Below are 17425 nucleotides of genomic sequence, written 5' to 3'. Positions count from 1 at the left end.
GGCGGCCGCAAAGGCAAGGAATTCTGCTTTAGAATTTCGGCATGACCGGAGTTGAGAAGGCCGAGCCGCAGCGGCGACCCGGCGGTCGTGCGGCTCGAGTGCGGGAAGCAGTGCACCGAGCGGTACTCGAGGCCGTGTTCGAGCACGGTGTCGAGAAGGTCGGCATCCCCGATGTCAGCCGGCGCGCGGGCATCCGCGACAGCTCCATCTATCGACGCTGGGGTACCCGGGAGAATCTGATCCTCGACGTGATGCTCTCGGTGAGCGAGCGCACCGTGCCGCTACCCGACACCGGTTCGCTCTACGGCGACCTGAGCGAACTCGCCTTCCAGCTCATCGACTACCTGGACACCCCGCTGGGGCAGGGCGTCGCCAAGGCACTGGCCTTCGTCACCGACTCCGAAGAGATCGCCGAAGCGCGCGACAGCTTCTGGAACACGCGATATCACGCGAACGAGGAGATCATCACCCGCGCGATCGCCCGCGGCGAAGTGCCGCCCGGCACCGATGCCCGGGTCGTCATCGAACTGCTGGTGGCGCCGATCCACTTCCGCCACTTGCTCACCCGTGAACACTGCGATGCGAGGTTCGTCGACCAGCACGTCAATCGCGTGATCCGCGCCGTCCGATCCTGACCCGACACCCGTCGAGGGGTCATCTCGACGATCGGTGCGGGCGTGCCGCACGGGATGACACAGGCCAAGGGTGAGCGCCTCGAAATTGCCGCGGGCCGCGCACCGGTCGAACAGAGATCGGACACGGCCGTCCGATCCGGTTGCGCCTGTGGCGATTTCACCACCGCGCCACGGGGTGACGACGTGCGCCGGGCGACGCCTGCGGAATCGTTGTCGGACCGGGTGAGGACCCTACCGACCGGTGGTGAGCACCACACGGAAACGGGCGCGTCCGGCCAGCATCTTGGCGAACGCTGCGGGAGCGTCGTGCAGGGGTACGAGTTCGGACCTCGCGCGTATCCCGGACTGCACCGCGAAGCGCAGGGTCTCCTCGATGTCGCGGGACGTGCCCGCGGCGTGGCCTCGCAGCGTCTTCTGGCCTGCGATGAGTTGGTAGGGGCTGATTTCCAGCCGCTGCGGGGACGCGCCGACGACGACGAATTCGCCGCGGGTCCGCAGCCCGTCGATCGCCGGGCTCATGGCCGAGGGTTCGGTGACGGTCGCCAGCACGACCTTCGCGCCGCCCAGGGATTGCAGAGCGTGGGCGACGTCGCGTGCGGTGCTGTCGATGTAGTGGTCGGCACCGAGTTCCTTGGCGAGGATCTCCTTGTCCGCGCCGCGCGCGATCGCGACGGTGGCGAAACCCATCTTGGTGGCGAACTGGATGGCCAGATGGCCCAGGCCGCCGATCCCGAGGACGGCGACCAGGTCTCCCGGGCGAGCAGAGCTGCGGCGCAGTGCATTGAAAACGGTTACCCCGGCGCAGCCCATGGGGGCGGCGTCCACCGCGGACAGGCCGTCGGGAATGCGTGCGAGTGCGCTCACCGGCACGACCAGCGCCTCGGCGTACCCGCCTTGGTAGGAGATACCCGGGACCTGTGCGTCGGCACAGCTGATCGGATCGCCTTCCCGGCAGGGCACGCACCGCCCGCAGTTGCCGCCGAACCAGCCGACGGCGACTCGGTCGCCGGGCGCCCAGTCCTCGACGTCCGAACCCACCGCGTCGATGCGGCCGGCGATCTCGTGGCCGGGGGTCAGGGGGAAGGGCACGGCACCGAAGTCGCCGCGCACCACGTTGTAATCGGTGTGGCAGATGGCACACGCCTCCACCGTGACGCGGACCTGCCCGGGGCCAGGTTCGGCGACGGGGAGACCGGTGAGACTGAGCGGGCCGTTGATTGCGGCAATCTGTACTGCTCGGATGGTTGCAGACATGGCTGTCCTTCGTTCGCGACGGTGAGGGCATCACCCGATATGCTCGGGAAAAGGTGGAGATGGACGGACATGACCCGGCCGTGACCCGACGCTGTGGGAGATCGGGTCACGGCCGGTGCGGCTGACCGGATTCGGGGGTGGCCAGCCGCCGGGGAGTGGTCTCAGGTCGTGGCGGGCTGCAGTTGGCGAGTGCCCAGTCGAGCAGGCATGTGATCGAAGCCGTGCAGGGTGAACATCGGAGTGCGGTGCGGCGGGCCTGCGAGCTGTAGATCGGGGAACTGCTCGAACAATGCCCGCAGCGCGTACGTGGCTTCCATGCGTGCCAGGCTGGCGCCGAGGCAGGCGTGGATTCCGGTCGAGAACGTCAGGTGATCGCGGGCATTGACGCGGCCGACGTCGAAAACCTCGGGATTGCCGAACACCGCGGGGTCACGGTTCGCCCCGGCCAGCAGCAGCACCACCGTGCTGCCCTCCCGCACCTGGACCCCGCCGATGTCGAGGTCGGCAGAGGCGATGCGCGCCGACCGCTGCACCGGTGCGTCGAACCGGAGGATCTCTTCGACCGCATTGGGCCACAGGTCGGGTTCGGCGTGCAGACGGGCCAGCTGGTCGGGGTGTTCGAGCAAGGCCACGATGCCATTGCCTATCAGATTGACCGTGGTCTCGAAGCCCGCGCCCAGTAGCAAGCTGGCGGTCGCCTTCAGCTCGTGGTCGTCGAGTTGGCCGGCTTCGACCAAGCCGGAGAGGATGTCGTCGCCGGGGCAGCTGCGCAGCCTGGCCAGGTGGGTGTCGAGGTAGTGATCCCACTCCATAATCGCGGAGATCGCCTGACTTGTTGCGCGCCAGGACAATCCGATGTCGAGCATGGGAGAGAACTGCTCGCCCCAGCCCAGGAAGGTGTCCCGATCCTCGTCGGGGAATCCGAGCATTTCGGAGATGATCGCGATCGGCACCTGAGCGGCGAACGAAGCGGCCAGATCGGCGGAGTCGCTGCGCGACAATCGGTCCAGTAGCTCGGCCGTCACCGATACGACCCGATCGTGCAGGCGCTTGACGGCGCGCGGAGTGAACGCCGACGCCACCGGCCGACGCAGCCGCGTGTGCTCGGGAGGATTCATCACCAGCATGGACGGCGGGTCCACCGGGTTGGGCGGCAACACCGCCGCCCCGGCCAGCGAACGCAGCGGCCGCGGCACGAACCCTTCGGCCGCCCGCACCCTGAACGTGTTGTCGCGCAGGATCATCCGGCACAGTTCGTAATCGGCGGTGCTCCACCCCAACGGACCGCGCACCATCGGCCCCTGCGCGCGCACGGACTCGATCAGCGGATAAGGATCGTGCATGCCCTGCGGCGTGCAGAGCAGCTGTGCGAGCGGATCTCCCCGCCGGGCAAGGCTTTTCAGAGCCAACCGCGGAGTGCCCTGCATCAACAGCCATCGCAACCAAAACTGCGGCTTCATCGCTCGCTCCGTCCCACCGTGGGCCGTGCGCTCGAGACGGTAGGGACGCCGGGACCGCGATGCCGTCCGGGAAGGCCACTGGCCCGACCTCGCCAGGAGATCCGTCGCTTGCCATCCCGCTCGAGCCACGGCCGCCGGATGTTTGCGTCGTTCACATAATGTGTGCGGCGTTCACATTAGCCACCATATGTGAACGCCGTCAACACTGAGAGTGAGACAGGTTGAGAGACAGCGGCTTTCGCACGACCGGGCGCGGGGTGACTTCAGGCCGACAGGTCTCGGCCGGATGCGGCGAGTGTGGCGCGCACGACCCGGCGGACCGTATCGGCCACGATCTCAGGCGACGAGGCATCGAGCTTGTTGTCGAGATGCAGGAACGCCAGACCGTGCGCCACCGACCACATCGCCTTGGCCCCATCATCGGGATCGAGGTCGGGAAACGCATGCCCGACGATGTATCGCAGGTATTCGTGGATCGCGTCGACGGCGGCAACCTGATCGGGACTGTCGGGGTCGGTCGGCTCGACGAACATGACCCGGAACAAGCCCGGCCGTTGCATCGCGAATTGCACGTAGGCGACCGCGATGGCAGCCAGGTCCTCGACGGTCTCCGGCGCGGGGTGCGCGCCGATCAGATGCGCCGCCAGCTCCCGGTAGCCGACCGCCGCAACAGCCGAGAGCAGGGCCTGGCGGTCGGCGAAGTGGCGATAGGGCGCGGCGATCGATACACCGGCGCGGCGCGCGGCGGCCCGCAACGACAGTTCGTTGGACCCGCCCTCTTCGAGCAGTTCGATGGCCGCGCGCACCAGCGCGGCCGGTAGATCGCCGTGATGGTAGGGCGTGCGGGCACGTGACATGGCTCAAATCTAACAAGTGTTGACGCCGTTTACATGCATCGCTAATGTTAACGACGCCCACATTATGTGAACGCCGTATACATTCAGTGGTTACCAGGAGGTCCCGGATGTCGAGTGTCTTGTTCTCCCCATTGCGGCTGCGATCCGGCCGGGTGCTGCGCAACCGGATCGCCAAGGCGGCGATGGACGAGGGTCTGGCGGCCTACGGGCAGCTGCCCGACGAACGGATGGTGGCGCTGTACCGGCGCTGGGGCGCCGGCGGCGCCGGTCTGCTGATCACCGGCAATGTCATGGTGCACGCCGAGGCGCTGGTTACACCGGGCTGCGTCGTGTTCGACGCCGATTCCCCCTTGGAGCCCTTCGCCGCGTGGGCGCAGGCGGGCAAGGCCGCCGGTGCGACGCTCCTCATGCAGATCAGCCATCCCGGCCGCCAGGCCCCGGCCAACCTGCCCGGCGTCGTCTGGGGCCCGTCGGACCTGCCGGTCGATATCGGCGCGCTCAGCAGCAGGATCGGCAAGCCGGTGGCGATGGATGCCGCACAGATCAGCGCCACCATCGAGCGATTCGCGACCACCGCCTTGCGGGCGCAACAGGCCGGATTCGACGGCGTGGAAATCCATGCCGCGCACGGATACCTGTTGTCGCAGTTCTTGTCTCCGCTGGTCAACAACCGCTCCGACGAATGGGGCGGGTCGCTCGAGAACCGGGCCCGGCTGCTGCTGGAGGTGGTGCACGCCGTGCGCGAGGCCGTCTCACCGGAATTCATCGTCGCGGTGAAACTCAACTCCGCCGACTTCCAGCGTGGCGGCTTCGATGCCGACGACGCCCGGAAGGTGATCGACCTGCTCGCGCCGGCGGGCGTGGACCTGGTCGAGTTGTCCGGAGGAAGTTTCGAGAGCCCCGCGATGTCGGGGCGCCGCGCCGACAGCCGCACCCGTGCCCGCGAGGCCTACTTCCTGGATCTGGCCGCCGAACTGGCCGTCGGCAGCCCGCTGCCGTTGATGCTCACCGGAGGCATCACCCGCCAGGAGACCGCCGATCGAGTCGTCGCCAGCGGCGTCGAGGTCGTCGGCATGGGCACCGCGTTCACCCTCACCCCCGACCTGCCGAATCGCTGGCGCGAGAACCTCGAGGCGAGCGGGACCCTTCAGCCGGTGAACTGGCCGAACAAGACATTGGCCATGGCCACGGAATTGTCGTTGGCCCGCTACCAGATCCACCGCATGGCCGACGGCAAGGATCCGCGGATGAGCGCCGGGCCGGTCTTCGCGCTACTGCGCGACCAGATCGGAGACCAGCGGTCGGCACGGCGCTACCGGTCGTGGATGAAGTCGAGAGCCGGGGCGCGCGACGCCACCGTCGCGCCGGTCCGTCCCATTCGGTGATCCACCGATCCGCCCACGCAATTCGTCTCCCGGAGCAGTCATGTCAAGTCAGACCCGCACGAATCAGTCCTCGCCGCGCGGCATCGACACCGCCGATCGGCCCAGCAACCCGCCCACGTCGGCGCCCGACGCGGCTGACGCCGTCGCCGTCCTGACCGCTATCCGGTCGCGCGTCACGCCGCCGATGGGCGCGGCGATGCTCAACAACCTCATCTATGCCGTGGGATTCATGCGGATCTCCGGTTCGGTCGAGGGCGCCGACGCTGTGGACCGGGCGGGCAAGGGCAAGATCCACCGTCACGGCGATCGCCGCGCCGATGACACCACGAACTACTTCCTCGACTGGATGACCCACGGCGCCCACAGCGAGCACGGTCGTGCCGATATCGCCAAGGTCGTGCGGATGCACGACCACTTCGGGCAGTCGTACTCGATGTCCAATGAGACCTTCGTGCACGCCATCGCGCTGTTCACCGTGCTCTTCGACGAGATCTTCCAGGTCCTGGGGCTCGACATCTTCACCGAGGAGGAGAAGGCCGCCCAGGTCGCGCACTGGTACGCGATCGGCGAGCAGATGCGTGTGCGCGATATGCCCGACTCCTGGGCCGGCATGCAGCGGGCGCTGGACGTCTACGAGGCCGACCCGCAGTGGTATCGGCCGACCGAGGCAGGTTACCGCTGCGCGGAAGCGCTGATCGAGCAGTTCGACAACCGATGGTTGCCGCGACCGCTGCATCCGCTCGGGCGCTCCATCGTGCTCTCACTGCTCCCCGACCGGGCGCTGTGGGCGGTCGGGGAGCGCAAGCCCCCGGCGGTCGTCGTTGTGGTCGTGCGCCGTGGTTTGCGCGCGCTGATGACCGCCCAGCTCAGGCTCGTGCCGCGGCTGCGCCGCCTCCGACGGGGCGGACCCCGTCACGTCGACGCGTGAAAGTCCGTACGCCCCAAACGATTCGAAAGGACATCTCGCGATGCTCGCCACTACGACGGTCGAAACCGTCCTGCCCGCCCCACGCGATGTGGTCTACAAACTGTTCCGCGAACGCGACGGCCTCGATTCGGTTCTGCCCGTACGTGTCTCGCTCGTGCGACCCGGTGCGGACAGCCCCTCGGGTGTCGGAGCCCGCTACCACCTGGGACTTGCCGGCCTCGGCCCCACCGAGGAGACCATCGAACTGGTCCCCGGCCGCAAGATGGTCTACCAGGTCGTCGCGGGCCTACCGGTGAGGCGGCATGTCGGCACCATCACCTTCGCCGACGCGCCGAGCGGCACCCAGGTCGTCTACCGCATCGAATCCGAGCCCCGCCTGCGGGTGCCGGGACCGGTCCTGAAGCTGGTCCTCGACCGGCTCATCACCACCATGTTCGACGGCGCCCGCAAGGCCCTCGCGAACACCCCCGTCGCCGAGCAGCACTGACCGGGCGTCTCCCGACAGCCCGGGCCATTCCCACACCGCGAAGGAACCCACTCCCCCACATCGAAGGTGAGAACCATGCACACCACCATTGCGCACACCGATCCGTTCGACTCGGGCCACGCCGGCACCCGCTTGATGCGTGCCGAGTCCGTGATCCGCGGTCTGGGGATCGTGCAGATCGTGTACGGCTTGCTCCCGATGTACTTCCTGGTCGAAGGTCTGGTACCGGGCGATCGTCTGGTCACCGCGACGCTGAGCGCTGTCGGTGTCGTGCTCATCGGCCACGGTATCGGGACCATCGCAGCGGCCCGGAAATTGTTCAGCGACGAATCCACCCTGCTCGTCGAGGTAGCCCTCGACGGGTTGCTGGTCCTGATCGCGCTGGTCCTGTTGCTCAGTGAATGGCGCCACCTGACGACCGCGACGGGGCTGGTCATTCTCGCGGCGCTGGTGGTGTTCGCCGCCTCCGCGCTCATCACCGCCCTCACGCGCGTGTGGGTCTGACGGCCGCCGCTCCCGTCCACACCCGTAACCGTTTCGTCCCTTCGCATTTCCGGAAAGGTCCACCCACAAATGAAACTCAATGGCGCCCGAGTGCTGGTGACGGGCGCGACCGGAGGGATCGGCGAGGCCATCGTCGCCGCCTGCGCGGCGCAGGGGGCGAGTGTCATCGCCTCCGGGCGACGCGCCGACGCCCTCGAACCGATCGCACGCAGCGTCCACGCCGAGATGGTGACCGCCGACCTGTCGGCCGACCACGCGGTCGAGGGCTTGCTCGCCGAGGTCGGCGATCTGGACGTGGTCGTCGCCAATGCCGCGCTGCCCGGCATCGGTGATCTCTACGAGTTCACGCCCGAGCAGATCGATCGTGCGCTCAACGTCAACCTGCGTGCACCGATGCTGCTCGCGAGGCTGGCAGGTGAGCAGATGCTCGCACGCGGCCGCGGGCATCTGGTCTTCGTCAATTCCCTCTCGGGCAAGGTCGCCTCCGGGCAGGCATCGATCTACAACGCCACGAAATTCGGCCTGCGCGGCTTCGCGCTCGCCCTGCGTGAAGACATGCGCGGTCGAGGTGTCGGAGTGTCGAGCGTCTACCCCGGTTTCATCCGAGACGCCGGAATGTTCGCCAAAGCGGGCGCGACCGCGCCGGTCGGCGCCGGAACACGCTCCCCGGGCGATGTCGCGGCAGCGGTTGTGCGGGCGGTCGAACACGACATCGCCGAGATCGACGTCGCCTCGGCCGCGTTGCGGGCGAGCTCGGCGTTCGGGCTGGCCGTTCCGCATTTCGCGATGCACGTCCAACGCCGGCTCGGCGCGAAGGTCATGCACGACCTCGCCAGTGGGATGCGCGATCTCGACATGCGCTGAGCCCGCAGGCGTCGACGAGGATCGGACACGTGTCGCTCCTTGCCATCACATCACCCGACCACCTACGCTCGCTAAAGCAAATTATTCTGCTTTACTGAGGGTAGGTGATGGCATCCATGTCGAGTGATCTGTTCTCTCCCCTGACGCTGCGGTCGGGCTCGGTCTTGCCCAACCGCATCGCCAAGGCGGCGATGGACGAAGGGCTGGGCGCCTACGGGCAGCAACCGGACGAGCGGCTGGCCACGCTGTACCGGCGCTGGGGCGCGAGCGGCGCCGGTCTGCTGATCACCGGTAACGTCATGATCCATGCCGAGGCGCTGGTCGCCCCCGGATGTGTGGTGCTCGATGCCGATTCACCGCTCGAGCCGTTCACCGCATGGGCTCGAGCGGGCAAGGCAGCCGGGGCCGTGATGGTGATGCAGATCGGTCATCCGGGCCGTCAGATTCCCGCCAATCAGCCCGGTGTCGTCTGGGGTCCCTCCGATGCCGCGGTCGATCTGGGCATGTTCTCGAGCCGAATCGGCAAACCCGTCGCGATGACCACCGCGCAAATCGAGGCCACCATCGCACGTTTCGCGGTGACGGCGGCCCGCGCCGAGGAGGCCGGGTTCGATGGCGTGGAAATCCACGCCGCGCACGGCTATCTGCTGTCACAGTTTCTGTCCCCGCTGGTCAACACCCGCACCGACGAGTGGGGCGGCCCACTAGCCAACCGTGCGCGGCTGCTGCTCGAGGTGGTGCGTGCCGTGCACGCGGCGGTGTCGCCAGGGTTCGCGGTCGCGGTGAAACTCAATTCCGCGGACTTCCAGCGGGGCGGCTTCGACGCCGAGGACGCCGCCAGGGTGATCGACATGCTCGCACCGTTGGGTGTGGACTTCGTCGAACTGTCCGGCGGCAGCTTCGAAAGCCCTGCCATGGCAGGCCGGGCCGCCGACGGCCGCACCCGGGCGCGCGAAGCCTACTTCCTGGATCTGGCCACCGAACTGGTCGCCACCAGTCCGCTGCCGCTGATGTTGACCGGCGGCATCAGACGCCGAGAGACCGCGCGACAGGTGATCGACGCCGGTGTCGCCGTGGCCGGAATCGGCACCGCCATGGCGCTGAACCCCGAGCTTCCCCGCCGCTGGCGTGAAAACGACGGAGCCACAGCGGAATTGAAGCCGGTCACCCTGCCGCACAAGACGATCGCTTTCGCCGCCGGGATGGCGATGGTGCGCTACCAGATACAGCGGGTGGCTCGCGGCGGCGAGCCGCGCCCGGGTATCGGACCGATCCCGGCGCTGGTGCGCGACCAGCTCGGGGACCGGCGGGCGCTGGCGCGGTATCGGTCGTGGATGAACACCCGAGCCCGCTCGCACGGCGCCACCAACGCGGCGGCCAGGGCGGTGCCGTGAAACCACGGCAGGCACAACGGATTTGGGTGCAACGGAATTGGGCACAGCGCGGGCGCTCGGCCCGCGAAGGCAGACACGGAGAAACCGAATGAAGTTCGAGCATCGGGGTGGCATGCGGATCGGGTTCGATCTCGCGATCCCCATGGCCGACGGCATCAGCCTGTGCGCTGATGTGTACCTGCCCGAGACCGTCGGGCAGGTGCCGGTGATCATGACGATGGGTCCCTACGGCAAGGGCCGCCGGTTCCAGGACGAACCATATGCCTCGCGGTGGCTGGCGTTGGTCGCCGAGCACCCCGAGATCCTGGAGCACTCACCGTGTGAGTACCTGACCTACGAGACGGTCGATCCGCAGGTCTGGACCGCGGCGGGCTACGCGGTGGTGCGCGTGGATTCACGAGGCAGCGGCGCGTCGCCGGGACATCTGGAGATCTTCTCCGAACAGGAGACCCGCGACTTCTACGAGGCGATCGAATGGGCCGGTGTCCAGCCGTGGTCGAGCGGCAAGGTCGGCCTGTGCGGGATCTCGTACTACGCGATCAACCAGTGGCGGGTGGCCGCCCTGCAACCGCCGCATCTGGCGGCGATCTGCCCCTGGGAAGGGGCGGTGGACAGCTACCGGGACATGAGCCGTCACGGCGGCATCCTGTCGAATGTCTTCTACGAGCTCTGGTATCCCCTACAGGTCCTGTCGAATCAGCACGGCCTCGGCGACAACGGGCCGATCAACCCCTGGACCGCGGCGCCGGCCACCGGCGCCGAGACCCTCACCGAGCAGCAGCTGGCGGCGCGGCGCACCGACCCCCTGCCCGCCCTGCGCGAGCATCCCTTCGACGACGCCTGGCATCGGGCCCGCACCCCGGATCTGTCGAAGATCACGGTGCCGGTGCTCTCGGCGGCCAACTGGTTCGGCCAGGGCATGCACAATCGCGGCAACTTCGAAGGCTTCGCCGGGGCGGGCTCGGCCGACAAATGGCTGGAGATCCACCCCGGCCGCCACGAGGAATGGTTCTACCTGCCGCGCAGCGTCGCCCTGCTCCTGCGGTTCTTCGACCATTTCCTCAAGGGCGAGGACAACAGGTTCACCGACACCCCCCGCATCACGATGAGCCTGCCCGATCCCGACGGCGCGCTCTCCGAGCGAACCGCACAGCTGTGGCCGCCCGCCACGACGACCTGGTCTCCGCTGCACCTGCACGCCGACGGCGGCCTGGCCGAAAGCTCCTCGCCCGCAGGCAGGCTCGACTTCGACCCGGACGGGGCCGGTGTTACCTTCACCACCGCGCCGCTCGAGCAAGCGGTGGACCTCGTCGGTCCGCTGGCCGCCCGACTACAGGTGTCGACCACCGCGGCCGACGCCGATCTGGTGGTGACGGTGCGGGCGCTGCGTCCCGACGGCACGGAGGTCACCGTCGTCGGCTCCGCCGCCTCGGCGCAGCCGCTGTCGAGCGGATGGCTGCGGCTGTCGCAGCGCGCGCTCGATCCCGAACGCTCGCTGCCGTGGCGGCCCTGGCATCCGCACACCGGCGCACTCGAGGTGCGGTCGGGCGAGGTGTACACCGTCGACGTCGAGATCTGGCCGACCGGTATGCATCTGCCCGCCGGGTATCGTCTCGCACTCACGATCGCGGGCTCGGATTTCACCCGCGATGGTCAGCACCCCCTACAGATCTCGCTGTTCCTGCACACCGATCCCAATGATCGCCCCGCCGAGCGCTTCGCCGGAACGACGAGCCTGCACTTCGGCCCGGACCACGACAACCTCCTCCTCGTGCCCGAAACCCGAGCATGACCACAGCGAAAGGAAGCCAGCACATGTCGGCATTCGACCCGGAATCGATCGACGTCGTCGCGTGCGACGTCTTCGGCACCACCGTGGATTGGTACAGCGGAGTCCGCGACACCGCCGCCGAGGTCTTCGGCCCGCTCGGCGTCGATCTCGACACCGCCACCTTCGCCGACGACTGGCGAGCGATGTATCTGCCCGCCCTGGAGCAGGTGGAGTCCGGCGCCCGCCCCTTCGCCAATCTCGATGTGCTGCACCGGGAATCGTTGGATCGGCTACTCGACGGGCACGGCGTGGACCGGCTGGTCGGCAACGACGCGCGCGAACGTCTGGTGCGCGCCTGGCATCGGCTGCCGGCCTGGCCGGATGCCGCGGAAGGACTGGCGCGTCTGCGCGGACGCTATGTGGTCGCCACCCTGTCCAACGGCGGTCTCGCCATGCAGACCCGCCTGATGAAGACGACAGGTCTGCCCTTCGACTGCATTCTGTCCGCGGACATGATGCGCACCTACAAGCCCGCACTCCAGACCTACCGTGGCGCCGCGACTCTGCTGGACATGGACCCGGCGCGAATACTGATGGTGGCGGCGCACGGCTGGGACATCGACGGTGCACGCGGCGCGGGTCTGCGCACCGCCTTCCTCGAACGCCCACAAGAAAAGGGACCACACCGCAACGCCGACCGCGCGGACGACACGACCAGCGATCTGGCCGTCACCTCGTTCATCGACCTGGCACAACAACTGGGCTGCTGAGCCATGGACCGCGTGCCCGTTCGGATTCCGCGGCCGACAGGACCGTGAGATCCGATCGGGCAGGCTCACATCCGGGCGGCGGGCGGTGGTCAGAGCTGCGCTTCGGGCGCCGCGAGCAGTCCGATCGACGCGGCGGCGACCTCGTGCAGCACATCGGCCGAGGCCCCGGCACGCGACCGCACGTTGATTCCGTACGCCAGCATGGCCAGCATTTCGGCGCTGGCGTCCAGCGAGGTCCCCGGCCGCAGCTGCCCGGCGTCCTCGGCGACCGCCAACGCCCGGCGAAACGCGTCGCGCAGCCGCGCGTGATGCTCGTCCAGCGCCGCGGACACCTCGGGATCGTCGCGCTCGGTCCCGCCGTGCGCGTTCACGACCAGACACCCCCAGCCCGCGTATTTACCGGAGCTCCGGTAGTCGATGAGCGCGCTGAAGAAGTCCCGAACACCCGGCAGACCACGCCCGTCGGCGGCGAGCGCCTCGAACGCGGGCAGGGCCCGACGGTCGAGGTAGCGGCGCAGTGCCGCGCGGTACAGCTCACGCTTGTCCCCGAAAGTGGCATACAGGCTGGACCGATTGAGCCCGGTGGAACTCGAGACGTCCTGAATCGACGTCGCCGCGGCGCCGTTCTCCCAGAACAACCGCTCGACCTGCGCGAGCGCCCGGTCCGGATCGAAATGCTTGATATCGGCCACGCCGCATTCTCCCTTCATGGAACGACGATTCCAAGATAACTCTTGACAACCCATCGCCGCCGCATCAATCTTGAAATGATTGTTCCAAGATGCGTGAAAGGGGCTCGACCTCCTATGGCCGTCATTCTGCGGACACCCGACGAGCGATTCGCCGATCTGCCCGATTTCCCCTACCAGCCGCACTACGTCGACATCGGCGGGCTGCGCATGGCCTATATCGACGAGGGACCCGCCGACGCCGAGCACACCTTCCTGTGTCTACACGGTGAGCCGACGTGGAGTTTCTTGTACCGCAAGATGATTCCGGTCTTCACCGCATCCGGCGCCCGGGTGGTCGCCCCCGACTTCTTCGGGTTCGGTCGTTCCGACAAACCCGCCGACGACGCGGCCTACACCTTCGATTTCCACCGCGACAGCCTCATCGAGTTCATCGGCCGACTGGATCTACAGCGGATCACTCTCGTCGTACAGGACTGGGGCGGGCTGCTCGGCCTCACCCTGCCCGTGGAGCCGTCGATCACCCCGCGCATCACGCGGCTGCTGCTGATGAACACCGGCTTGGCCGTCGGCCGCAGCCCCGGGCCGGGATTCGACGCGTGGCGCGCCTATGCCGCATCGACCGACGACCTGGCGGTCGGGCGGTTGATCGCCCGCTCCGAGCCGCGCTTGACCGATGCCGAGGCCCGCGCCTACGACGCACCGTTTCCCGACAAGACGTTCAAGGCCGGGGTGCGGCGCTTCCCGCAGTTGGTGATGACCGAGCCCGACATGCCCGGAGTGCCGGTGAGCCGCGAGGCCGCGGAATTCTGGAGCGCACGGTGGAACGGTCCGACCTTCATGGCGGTCGGACACCGTGATCCGGTCCTCGGCCCCGCCGTGATGCAGTCGCTGGCCGCACTGATCAACGGCTGCCCACCACCGCTGATGCTCCTCGACGCCGGGCACTTCACCCAGGAGCACGGCGACACGATCGCCGCCGCCGCACTTGAGTACTTCCACACCCACTAGCCGCTCAGCACCCGCACAGGAGGTCGGCATTCATGCCCGAAGCAGTCATCGTGTCCGTGGCACGCTCACCCATCGGCCGGGCCGCGAAAGGGTCGCTGCGGGAGCTGCGGCCCGACGATCTGACCGCGCAGATGGTGCGTGCGGCGCTCGCGCAGGTGCCCGCGCTGGATCCGCACGACATCGACGACCTGATGGTCGGGTGCGGATCACCCGCGGGTGAGGCCGGATTCAATCTCGCCCGGGTGGTCGCCGTGCTGGCCGGTCTCGACGACGTCCCCGGCACCACCGTGCACCGCTACTGCGCCTCGAGCCTGCAGACGACCCGGATGGCGATGCACGCGATCCGCGCCGGCGAAGGCCACGTGTTCGTCTCCGCCGGGGTGGAGACGGTCAGCCGCTATCCGCGTGGCGCCGCCGACTTCTCCCCTGACACCACCAACCCGCTGTTCGCCGACGCGATCACCCGCACCGCGAAATCCGCTGCCGGAGGCCAGATCTGGTCGGATCCGCGTACGCGTGGCGAGCTGCCCGACGTGTACATCGCGATGGGGCAGACCGCGGAGAATGTGGCGCAGTTCGCCGGGGTGACCCGCGCCGAGCAGGACGCGTTCGGCGTCCGCAGCCAAAACCTCGCCCAGAAAGCGATCGCGAACGGCTTCTGGCAGCGTGACATCACCCCGGTCCGGCTGCCCGACGGCAGTGTCGTCTCCGCCGATGACGGGCCCCGCGCCGATGTCACCCTCGACCAGGTCGCCGCCCTCAAACCGGTGTTCCGGCCCGATGGGACTGTGACTGCGGGGAACTGTTGTCCCCTCAACGACGGCGCCGCGGCCGTGGTGATCATGTCCGACACCCGGGCCGCCGAACTCGGCGTGACACCGCTGGCACGCATCGTGTCGACCGGTGTGAGCGCGTTGTCACCCGAAATCATGGGGCTGGGTCCGGTGGAGGCGTCGCGGCAGGCGCTGCGGCGGGCCGGAATGAGCATCGCCGACATCGACCTCGTCGAGATCAACGAAGCCTTCGCCGCGCAGGTCATCCCGTCCGCGCGCGAGCTCGGCGTCGAGATGGACAAGCTCAATGTCAACGGCGGAGCCATCGCCCTGGGTCACCCGTTCGGCATGACCGGGGCCCGCATCACCAGCACGCTGGTCCACTCGATGCAGTTCCACGACAAGCAGATCGGGCTGGAAACCATGTGCGTCGGCGGCGGCCAGGGCATGGCCATGGTCCTGGAACGGCTGTCGTGATGCTCTGCCAACCAGGCACGCGGTTCACGGCAAACGACCACTAGGAGGAACACGGTATGGAGCGTGACGCGCTGATCGCGGCACACGAGGCAGCAGGACGATACGTCGACGTCGGCGGGGTGCGCACCTTCGTGCGCGAGGAGGGAACCGGCGAGGTCCCCGTCGTCTGTGTGCACGGTGTTCCGGTGTCGAGTTATCTGTGGCGTCGCGTGCTGCCCGCACTGGCCGACCGCGGGCTGCGCGGGATCGCTCCGGACCTGCCCGGTCTCGGATTGTCGGACCGGCCAACCGATTTCGACTATTCGTGGACCGGTCTGGGGCGGCACCTGGGAAATACGCTGGACGCGTTGGGAATCGAGCGCTGCCACCTGGTGGTCCACGACATCGGTGGTCCCGTCGGGTTTGAGGCCGCCGCACAGCGGCCCGAACGCGTCGCCTCGTTGACGGTGCTCGACACCATGGTCGAAGCCCATACGTTCGTGAAACCGTGGCCGATGCGCCCCTACGGCATTCCGGTGCTGGATCGGCTGTGGCTCGCGGGCTCCAAACAGCAGCCGATCTTCCGGCTGGTGATGCGGCGCGTCGGACTTGCCCCGCACACGACGGTCTCCGGACCCGAGATGGACGTCCACCGAACACTGCTCACCCGAGGTGACGAGGGCGAGGCGTTCCTGCGGATCATGCACTCCTTCCAGACCACTCGCGCCAAAACCGCGCTGTACACCGCGGTCGTGGCCGATCGCCGCTACCCGGTCCAGGTGCTGTGGGCCGCGGACGATCCGGCCATTCCCCTGCAACACCACGGCCGATACGCCGCGAGGGTGGCCCATCTCGACGCCCCGGTCGTGTTGCCCGGGCGGCATTTCTTCCCCGAGGACAGCGCCACCCAGATCGCCGATCACATCCGCGACCTCGCCGCACGGGCCCACTCGGCCACCGAAACGGAGACCACCTGATGACCATGCTCGAACCGACCACGGCCCTGCGCCCGATACCGGAATTCGAAGACGTGCACGAGATTTGGCCACGCGGCGACCGCCTGCAGGCTATCCGTGAGGCGGCGGGCGAATACCGGCAGCGGTTTCTGACCCAAGGGCAGGTGCGGGCCATCCGCAGTGTCGACATCGCCGCGGCCCCGTACCCGTCCCGCTTCGCATTCCAGGGCTACTCGCTGCACGTCAATCCGGTGATGAGCATCGTCAACCGGATGATGGTGATCCAGTTCGACGGTTTCGACGGCAAACTCAAGACACTGGTGTGGGAACCGACCGTCGCCGCCGGATCGGCGGAGGCACCGTTCTACAACAAGATCGAAAAGCTCGGCAATGCCGTGCGCGCCAGCCGATTCTTCGTCAAGTACTACAACGACCCCCACACGGTGCTGCCCAGTCTGGGGCTCAGCAACGCCGATGTCGACTACGTCAGCTTCGACCACCTGCACGTGCAGGACGTACGGATGATCATGGGCAGTGACACGCCCATCGAGGGCGAGGCCACAGCGCGCGCACCGATGTTCCCGAACGCGAAACTGCTGGTGCACCGCAGAGAACTCGGCACTTTCGAATCGATGCACCCGATGCAATGGGCGTGGTACGTCAAGGACGGGATGGCCGGTGTCCCGCCCGAGCGGCTCGAGATCTTCGACGGCGATGTCGAACTCGGCGTGGGCGTGAGCCTGCTGTGGACTCCCGGCCACACCGACGGCAACCATTCCCTGTGCGTCAATACACCCGACGGGGTGTGGGTCTCCTCGGAGAACGGGATGGCCGCCGACAGCTGGCAGCCGGACCTGTCGAAAATCCCCGGCATCAAACAGCAAGCCGAGTTCTACGGCCGCGAAGTGGTGCTCAATGCGAACACCCTCGAAGACAGCCTCGATCAATACGATTCCATGATCAAGGAGAAGACGATGGCATCGCGCTCGCCGCGCGATCCACGCTGGCTGCAGGTGGTGCCGTCCTCGGAATGCGTGTCGTGGAAGCGACAGTGGCCGCTGATCCCGACTTTCACCCACGGCGGCCTGAACTACGGCACGATCGTCGCGCCTGATCGGCACGTCCGATGAACGACTGACCGAGCCGATAGCCGACCGCGTCGATTGCGGGCGATGACCGCGAGACGGAAACACACCGAACGGTCGAGAGCCGGTTCGCAACGGCTCCGCGT

The 17425-nt window shown here is 67.8% G+C and carries 17 protein-coding genes; 13 read left to right on the top strand and 4 right to left on the bottom strand.

The annotated features are described in order from the left end of the window. Positions 1-41: 41 nt before the first annotated feature. Complete coding sequence (locus GPX89_RS08005) at positions 42-635, top strand: TetR/AcrR family transcriptional regulator (protein ID WP_157386571.1); 594 nt, start codon at positions 42-44, stop codon at positions 633-635. A gap of 231 nt (positions 636-866) precedes the next feature. Here GPX89_RS08005 and GPX89_RS08000 read toward each other — a convergent pair whose 3' ends face one another. From GPX89_RS08000 to GPX89_RS07990, 3 genes are all read right to left on the bottom strand, one after another. Continuing rightward, the gene (locus tag GPX89_RS08000; RefSeq protein WP_157386570.1) at positions 867-1889 is read right to left on the bottom strand and encodes an alcohol dehydrogenase; all 1023 of its coding nucleotides are present in this window, start codon (positions 1887-1889) and stop codon (positions 867-869) included. 161 nt (positions 1890-2050) lie between these two features. Beyond that, positions 2051-3349, bottom strand: a complete 1299-nt coding sequence (locus tag GPX89_RS07995) for a cytochrome P450 (protein WP_157386569.1) — start codon at positions 3347-3349, stop codon at positions 2051-2053. A 263-nt stretch (positions 3350-3612) separates the two neighbouring features. Beyond that, positions 3613-4206 carry a TetR/AcrR family transcriptional regulator gene (locus GPX89_RS07990; RefSeq protein ID WP_157386568.1) on the bottom strand — a complete coding sequence of 198 codons (594 nt, stop codon included), beginning with the start codon at positions 4204-4206 and terminating at the stop codon, positions 3613-3615. A gap of 107 nt (positions 4207-4313) precedes the next feature. On the opposite strand from GPX89_RS07990, the gene GPX89_RS07985 reads away from it, so the two are divergent. From GPX89_RS07985 to GPX89_RS07950, 8 genes are all read left to right on the top strand, one after another. Continuing rightward, positions 4314-5591 carry an NADH:flavin oxidoreductase/NADH oxidase family protein gene (locus GPX89_RS07985; RefSeq protein ID WP_157386567.1) on the top strand — a complete coding sequence of 426 codons (1278 nt, stop codon included), beginning with the start codon at positions 4314-4316 and terminating at the stop codon, positions 5589-5591. Between the two features lie 40 nt (positions 5592-5631). Further along, a complete protein-coding gene (locus tag GPX89_RS07980; protein WP_157386566.1) occupies positions 5632-6519 on the top strand; it encodes an oxygenase MpaB family protein in 888 nt (295 codons plus the stop codon). Between the two features lie 40 nt (positions 6520-6559). Further along, on the top strand, positions 6560-7006 hold the full coding sequence (locus tag GPX89_RS07975) for an SRPBCC family protein (protein WP_157386565.1): 447 nt from the start codon (positions 6560-6562) through the stop codon (positions 7004-7006). Between the two features lie 75 nt (positions 7007-7081). Next, complete coding sequence (locus tag GPX89_RS07970) at positions 7082-7510, top strand: hypothetical protein (protein ID WP_157386564.1); 429 nt, start codon at positions 7082-7084, stop codon at positions 7508-7510. 69 nt (positions 7511-7579) lie between these two features. After that, positions 7580-8374, top strand: a complete 795-nt coding sequence (locus GPX89_RS07965; RefSeq protein WP_157386563.1) for an SDR family NAD(P)-dependent oxidoreductase — start codon at positions 7580-7582, stop codon at positions 8372-8374. Between the two features lie 116 nt (positions 8375-8490). Next, positions 8491-9768, top strand: coding sequence for an NADH:flavin oxidoreductase/NADH oxidase family protein (locus tag GPX89_RS07960; protein WP_157386562.1), 1278 nt, complete (start codon positions 8491-8493; stop codon positions 9766-9768). Positions 9769-9856: 88 nt separating this feature from the next. Next, a complete protein-coding gene (locus GPX89_RS07955) occupies positions 9857-11560 on the top strand; it encodes a CocE/NonD family hydrolase (RefSeq protein WP_235946695.1) in 1704 nt (567 codons plus the stop codon). Positions 11561-11583: 23 nt separating this feature from the next. Next, positions 11584-12309 (top strand): haloacid dehalogenase type II, encoded by a 726-nt coding sequence (locus tag GPX89_RS07950; protein WP_157386561.1) that lies wholly within the window; start codon positions 11584-11586, stop codon positions 12307-12309. Between the two features lie 89 nt (positions 12310-12398). Here GPX89_RS07950 and GPX89_RS07945 read toward each other — a convergent pair whose 3' ends face one another. Beyond that, complete coding sequence (locus GPX89_RS07945; protein ID WP_198347297.1) at positions 12399-13001, bottom strand: TetR/AcrR family transcriptional regulator; 603 nt, start codon at positions 12999-13001, stop codon at positions 12399-12401. A gap of 114 nt (positions 13002-13115) precedes the next feature. Here GPX89_RS07945 and GPX89_RS07940 point away from each other — a divergent pair, with 114 nt between their 5' ends. The 4 genes from GPX89_RS07940 to GPX89_RS07925 are packed head-to-tail and all read left to right on the top strand — an operon-like array spanning position 13116 to position 17324. After that, positions 13116-14009 (top strand): haloalkane dehalogenase, encoded by an 894-nt coding sequence (locus tag GPX89_RS07940; protein WP_157386559.1) that lies wholly within the window; start codon positions 13116-13118, stop codon positions 14007-14009. Positions 14010-14041: 32 nt separating this feature from the next. Beyond that, entirely contained in the window at positions 14042-15259 is a 1218-nt protein-coding gene (locus GPX89_RS07935) for an acetyl-CoA C-acetyltransferase (protein ID WP_157386558.1), read from the top strand. A 56-nt stretch (positions 15260-15315) separates the two neighbouring features. Further along, positions 15316-16215, top strand: coding sequence for an alpha/beta fold hydrolase (locus GPX89_RS07930; protein ID WP_157386557.1), 900 nt, complete (start codon positions 15316-15318; stop codon positions 16213-16215). Continuing rightward, entirely contained in the window at positions 16215-17324 is a 1110-nt protein-coding gene (locus GPX89_RS07925) for an MBL fold metallo-hydrolase (protein ID WP_198347296.1), read from the top strand. The genes GPX89_RS07930 and GPX89_RS07925 overlap by 1 nt, the downstream gene beginning before the upstream one ends. Positions 17325-17425 lie beyond the last annotated feature (101 nt).

Origin of the sequence: Nocardia terrae (assembly GCF_009760405.1) — a bacterium.
Taxonomy (GTDB): Bacteria; Actinomycetota; Actinomycetes; order Mycobacteriales; family Mycobacteriaceae; genus Nocardia; species Nocardia terrae.
The sequence above is the reverse complement of the archived record's forward strand: the minus strand, read 5'-3'. Positions and strand labels throughout refer to the sequence as shown.

What these genes read in the sequence shown, in the direction of transcription:
- GPX89_RS07940 (WP_157386559.1), top strand. Translation starts at nt 13,116, where the DNA reads ATGGCCGTCATTCTGCGGACACCCGACGAGCGATTCGCCGATCTGCCC.
- GPX89_RS07950 (WP_157386561.1), top strand. Translation starts at nt 11,584, where the DNA reads ATGTCGGCATTCGACCCGGAATCGATCGACGTCGTCGCGTGCGACGTC.
- GPX89_RS08005 (WP_157386571.1), top strand. Translation starts at nt 42, where the DNA reads ATGACCGGAGTTGAGAAGGCCGAGCCGCAGCGGCGACCCGGCGGTCGT.
- GPX89_RS07985 (WP_157386567.1), top strand. Translation starts at nt 4,314, where the DNA reads ATGTCGAGTGTCTTGTTCTCCCCATTGCGGCTGCGATCCGGCCGGGTG.
- GPX89_RS07970 (WP_157386564.1), top strand. Translation starts at nt 7,082, where the DNA reads ATGCACACCACCATTGCGCACACCGATCCGTTCGACTCGGGCCACGCC.
- GPX89_RS07975 (WP_157386565.1), top strand. Translation starts at nt 6,560, where the DNA reads ATGCTCGCCACTACGACGGTCGAAACCGTCCTGCCCGCCCCACGCGAT.
- GPX89_RS07925 (WP_198347296.1), top strand. Translation starts at nt 16,215, where the DNA reads ATGACCATGCTCGAACCGACCACGGCCCTGCGCCCGATACCGGAATTC.
- GPX89_RS07990 (WP_157386568.1), bottom strand. Translation starts at nt 4,206, where the DNA reads ATGTCACGTGCCCGCACGCCCTACCATCACGGCGATCTACCGGCCGCG.
- GPX89_RS07960 (WP_157386562.1), top strand. Translation starts at nt 8,491, where the DNA reads ATGTCGAGTGATCTGTTCTCTCCCCTGACGCTGCGGTCGGGCTCGGTC.
- GPX89_RS07935 (WP_157386558.1), top strand. Translation starts at nt 14,042, where the DNA reads ATGCCCGAAGCAGTCATCGTGTCCGTGGCACGCTCACCCATCGGCCGG.
- GPX89_RS07995 (WP_157386569.1), bottom strand. Translation starts at nt 3,349, where the DNA reads ATGAAGCCGCAGTTTTGGTTGCGATGGCTGTTGATGCAGGGCACTCCG.
- GPX89_RS07965 (WP_157386563.1), top strand. Translation starts at nt 7,580, where the DNA reads ATGAAACTCAATGGCGCCCGAGTGCTGGTGACGGGCGCGACCGGAGGG.
- GPX89_RS07955 (WP_235946695.1), top strand. Translation starts at nt 9,857, where the DNA reads ATGAAGTTCGAGCATCGGGGTGGCATGCGGATCGGGTTCGATCTCGCG.
- GPX89_RS08000 (WP_157386570.1), bottom strand. Translation starts at nt 1,889, where the DNA reads ATGTCTGCAACCATCCGAGCAGTACAGATTGCCGCAATCAACGGCCCG.
- GPX89_RS07980 (WP_157386566.1), top strand. Translation starts at nt 5,632, where the DNA reads ATGTCAAGTCAGACCCGCACGAATCAGTCCTCGCCGCGCGGCATCGAC.
- GPX89_RS07930 (WP_157386557.1), top strand. Translation starts at nt 15,316, where the DNA reads ATGGAGCGTGACGCGCTGATCGCGGCACACGAGGCAGCAGGACGATAC.